General features: G+C 43.4%; 1 pseudogene. It reads left to right on the plus strand.

Annotated features, from left to right (window positions below):
• Positions 1-479: pseudogene (locus tag KI369_RS28545) on the plus strand (DNA translocase FtsK); the annotation flags it as partial.

The following is a 479-nucleotide window of genomic DNA, read 5'->3' on the forward strand; positions in this document are numbered from 1 at the left end:
AGTTGTAGAAGAAGCACCGATTGCGGAAGAACAACAAGTTGTAGAAGAAGCACCGATTGCGGAAGAGCAACAAGTTGTAGAAGAAGCACCGATTGCGGAAGAGCAACAAGTTGTAGAAGAAGCACTGATTGCAGAAGAACAGCAAGTTGTAGAGGAAACATCGATCTCACAAGAGCAACCAGTTGTACAAAAAGAAGAACCAAAACGTGAGAAAAAGCGTCACGTACCATTTAATGTTGTTATGTTGAAACAAGACAGAACACGATTAATGGAAAGACATGCGGCTAGAGCGAATGCAATGCAATCTTCTATGAGCGAACGAGTGGAGAATAAGCCTGTACAACAAGTAGAAGCAACACCAGTGCAGCAAGTGGTAGTAGAATCACAAGTGGAAGAAAAGCCAATGCAGCAAGTGGTAGTAGAACCACAAGTGGAAGAACGTCCAATACAGCAAGTGGTGGTAGAACCACAAGTGGAAG

The sequence above is a fragment of the Bacillus sanguinis genome (genome assembly GCF_018332475.1).
Classification (GTDB): domain Bacteria; phylum Bacillota; class Bacilli; order Bacillales; family Bacillaceae_G; genus Bacillus_A; species Bacillus_A sanguinis.